The sequence below is a fragment of the Paenibacillus sinopodophylli genome (assembly GCF_005930355.1).
Lineage (GTDB): Bacteria > Bacillota > Bacilli > Paenibacillales > Paenibacillaceae > Pristimantibacillus > Pristimantibacillus sinopodophylli.
On sequence record NZ_VDBO01000037.1, the window covers coordinates 1 to 3,887 of the forward strand.

Genomic DNA, 3,887 nt, shown 5'->3' on the forward strand with positions numbered 1-3,887 from the left:
TTGATGACATAAAACCCCATGTAGACGAGCACTTAAAGCCTAATCAGGATAAGCCGTTGGATACTGAGGGGACGGGTGATGTTCAAACTGGAGGAAGGGAACTTTCAGTTGATGAATATTTAAAGCGGCTTGATACAGCAGATGCAATGTATGAATCCTTTAGAAAATCGAATGTAGATGTTCAGAGTATTGCTAAAAATACTGGTATGCCCGAGAATAGAGTTCAAAGAATAAAAGACCATTTGTTTTTTAAAGAGCATATTAAAGAGCATGGTGTTGGGCTTTTTGAAGCAGATTATGAAATTGCACAAGCATGGGATAGACTTCAAAAAGGGACATTTAAACAACAAGATATTGACTTATTGAATCATGAACTTTTTGAATCAAAATTTGAAGGTATTTTTAAAACAGACTATAGGACTGCACACGATAGAACAGTTGATTCTGGTCGTCCGTGGTATCCACCTGAGGAGGAGTGAATTTGGCTTCGTATGTATTGCTACTAAAAGAACACGAAGATGACGACACGGTTGTTTACAGATTTGGTCCAAATGAAGATGTAATGGGTAAAATTGAATTGAATAAGACAACTAAGAAGTTTTCTGAGTTAGAGTCGCTACCTGACCCTAACATTCCAAACAAATTTTATTTTGATAGAGCGGCTCAAAGACTCGTGGTTTGCTTGGTTAGAGAGGGGGGCATATTCCCAGAGAGAACTGCATTTGAATCATGATTTCAAGCCAGGGACTTTTTAGTTTGGGGCTACCCAGTGCCGAATGAATCTATCATTCAACCAATAACACATATAACCCATGTAATACCCGTATAAATATTTCGTTATTTTGTTTGTACGTACAGCAATGCTTGAAAGGTATAACTTAAGTAACGCTAAAGCTTTACATAGAACAGGTCGATTATGGTCAGATACCACCATGATTGACCTGTTTTTGTTACCTTTGTTATTTTCGGTTTTTTCAAAATTACTGGCACCTGTAAAATACTATATAACGATAGTGATACTGAAATGGAAAAAAATATCATCTTTCGAGATAGGTAGTATGACTACTATAGAAAAGCGTTATGCAAAGAATAGGACTTTGTCCGCAACACAATTGACACTTGCGACGATGATTACGGTGCAGCAAAAGCTTTGATGATGAATCGTATTATTTCTCTCTCATGATAACGCCTTCCAGGATTGTTTATACAAATATTCTTGTTCTCCTCTATTAAGGAAAAGATCGAAATATATTTCTGGATAGTTAACTTACCTCATACATGTCAATAGACTTTGTGAATGATAGGTATATTTCATCTATTTCATGCGTGTATCCCTTATTTTGAAAACATAGGAAGTAGAAAGGATATTGTAATCCTATATCCTTCAGTTTAATTCAATCTTAAAGGAAATGATTAGTCGAATAGTCCCGACATTTGTCGTTATTATGTGTATGGAATAGGAATAATGTGCTAAAATTGTCGTAGTCATGATTTGGAAGGAATTACATATAGACAGTAGAGATGACATTTGGAAGCATGCCAATTCGCTAGCGATACCAATTAAGCAACGAAAAACCAAACATATCATAAGGGAGAAGATGAAACGATGTATAAGAAGATTATTGGAGCAATGGTAGCGGTCAGTATGGTGGTCGGTGGAACATCAGTGATGGCATCCCCGGGGAAAGATCTTCGTATCTTACCTATCATTGTTAATGGTCACAAGGTTCAATTTCCAGATACGGAGCCTTATATCGACACGAATGGAAGAACGATGGTTCCCGTTCGATTTGTGTCGGAGAAATTAGGGGGGGATGTGACATGGGACGTCGCTACAAAAACCGTAGGAATCAAGTACAAGGGTCAGAATATTACTCTTCCAGTAGGTTCAAAAACGGTAAGTATTGATTCGACAATGATTGAGTTGGATACAGCTGCAGAAATGTATGAAGGTCGTACAATGGTTCCCCTTCGTTTTGTGAGTGAGGCTATGGAATCGAAAGTAAGCTTCGATCAAGGAGCTCATTCTGTACTTGTAAGTGATGATGCATTCCTTTCTAAAGTTAAATCTGGTTCAATAAAGCTAGATGATTGGGGTCGTCAATTAAACGGAGAGGTTTCTACTGAATGGAACAAGCTGTCTGATCTTCCTAGCTCTTTTTACAACATCAAAAAAATGGATAGTTATATTTCTAACAAGGAATACTTTGCTATGGGTGGAGAATCTCGAAACAAGAAATACATTGATCAGTGGTCAGAACATGTTCGTCAGTATTATGCCACTATGCTTAATGTGAACTATAAAACTATCAATACCGCTATTTTTGCTAAATCATTAGTATCTAACATGGTAGATCGTGGTGATTACTACAGAGCTGAAGCTACTCGAGGATTTGAGGAGTTTGCTGAATGGGCTAAAAAGAACAAGCTAGTTACAAAAGGTTATGCTGACCCTGAGAATTCTATGATCAGGTATGAAAACGGTTGGACAGTCATGAGAACTTATTTCAAATTCATGGTAGTATCCGCTGAAGACTCTTCACAAACATTCATGGATAATTATGACGTGTCTAGCTCTTCTGATTCATATAAGCTGAAATTAGGTGTTTGGTATGGTGGATATAGTGATGTTGCTCTCTCTTCAAATTTAGGTAATAGACAATGGACAAATACTAGACTATCGTCTACAGAAAGCATGTTTAAAAAAGGCAGATACAGCTACTCCATTCTGAAGTAGTAACTAAGACTCACAAGGAGTGTAAGAATGAAAAGACTGCTCTGTTACATTGTACTACTTGCTGTAGTATCGACTACATTGTTTAGTTCAATAGGACCTATCACTGTGTCTTCTAAAGAGGAAGGTGCAGATCTAGATGCACAAAAGCAAGGTGTGCATTTTGTAACAGCAGAAGAAGCTGCTGATAAAAATATTGGTGGGGCATACGGTGTAAAAGAGGGAGACCTTCTTTACATTACGATCAACCAAAAAGCTCAGAGCAATATAAAGTATCAAACAGCCGGATGGATGATTAGGAAGGATGCCGTTTGTTCAGATAGACTTAAACCAACAAAGGAATCTAGGTTAAGTGCTACCTGTTCTCCAACTGCTGACGGTAAAGTGGTAGAGCTACCTAAGGATGCATTCTTTGAATTCGATCCTGAAAACTATCCAGTAGCTGGACAACCGATGCACGTAAAGAACGTAGTTAAGATGGAAAGCGAGGTATTCAATGAATTTTTAAAGAAAGAGCTTTCATTTGTAGATACAGAGAATGGAGACATTATTTACTTTAGTACTATTCTACAAGTTAACCGTCGAAGTGCTTTACAATTCCCAGTACATAAGACTTTACAAGGTATACGATCAGCAGAGTCTTGGGCTAACAGGTCAGGATTTCGACAGTACTATGATATGCCGGTAGAATTTGTAGCAGCCCCTCAAAACGCTACCATAAAGAAAAGGTTAGCTAGTAACATGGCTGTTGAGTTGGAAAAAGATGTGTTAGATAATAACAATAAAAATGGTTACATAGCAGGTAAACCTATCAAGCAAGTAGTAATACCTGACAAGATAAAATCCTCTATTACTGGTAAAGATTACAAGTTAGTGTGTTCATTTGTAAGAGTTGTAGGAAAACCGTTACCCTCAGGGTGTGGTGATACTGGAGGTGCGCCCTACTATGTAAGGTCGGATAGTACCCTAACCAGACAACCTACAATGGATAAGTATGGTATAGAAGTCTTTGAACTCTATAAGGAAACAGAAGACCCTTCAGATTGTAACTGCAGCCAAGCCATATTCATCCCTGGACAGAGCACAATAGGTGGCAAGGTGGAAACGTCCAAGATCGGTAAGAAGGTTCCTGTACAGATTAAGATGAAAGAGA

3 protein-coding genes and 1 pseudogene are annotated in these 3,887 nt (G+C 37.9%); all 4 read left to right on the forward strand.

Translation table 11 applies throughout. The features are described 5' to 3' along the window. A pseudogene (locus FGT79_RS30480) lies at positions 1-479 on the forward strand (hypothetical protein); the annotation flags it as partial. Between the two features lie 2 nt (positions 480-481). Next, positions 482-733 (forward strand): hypothetical protein, encoded by a 252-nt coding sequence (locus FGT79_RS30485; protein ID WP_138756576.1) that lies wholly within the window; start codon positions 482-484, stop codon positions 731-733. Between the two features lie 873 nt (positions 734-1,606). Next, positions 1,607-2,737, forward strand: a complete 1,131-nt coding sequence (locus FGT79_RS30490; protein WP_138756577.1) for a copper amine oxidase N-terminal domain-containing protein — start codon at positions 1,607-1,609, stop codon at positions 2,735-2,737. 27 nt (positions 2,738-2,764) lie between these two features. Then, positions 2,765-3,887 (forward strand): hypothetical protein (locus FGT79_RS30495; protein WP_138756578.1); only part of this gene is annotated, 1,123 nt, incomplete at its 3' end.

Excerpts from the sequence above, each read along its gene's own strand:
- FGT79_RS30490 (WP_138756577.1), top strand. The coding sequence starts at position 1,607 with ATGTATAAGAAGATTATTGGAGCAATGGTAGCGGTCAGTATGGTGGTC.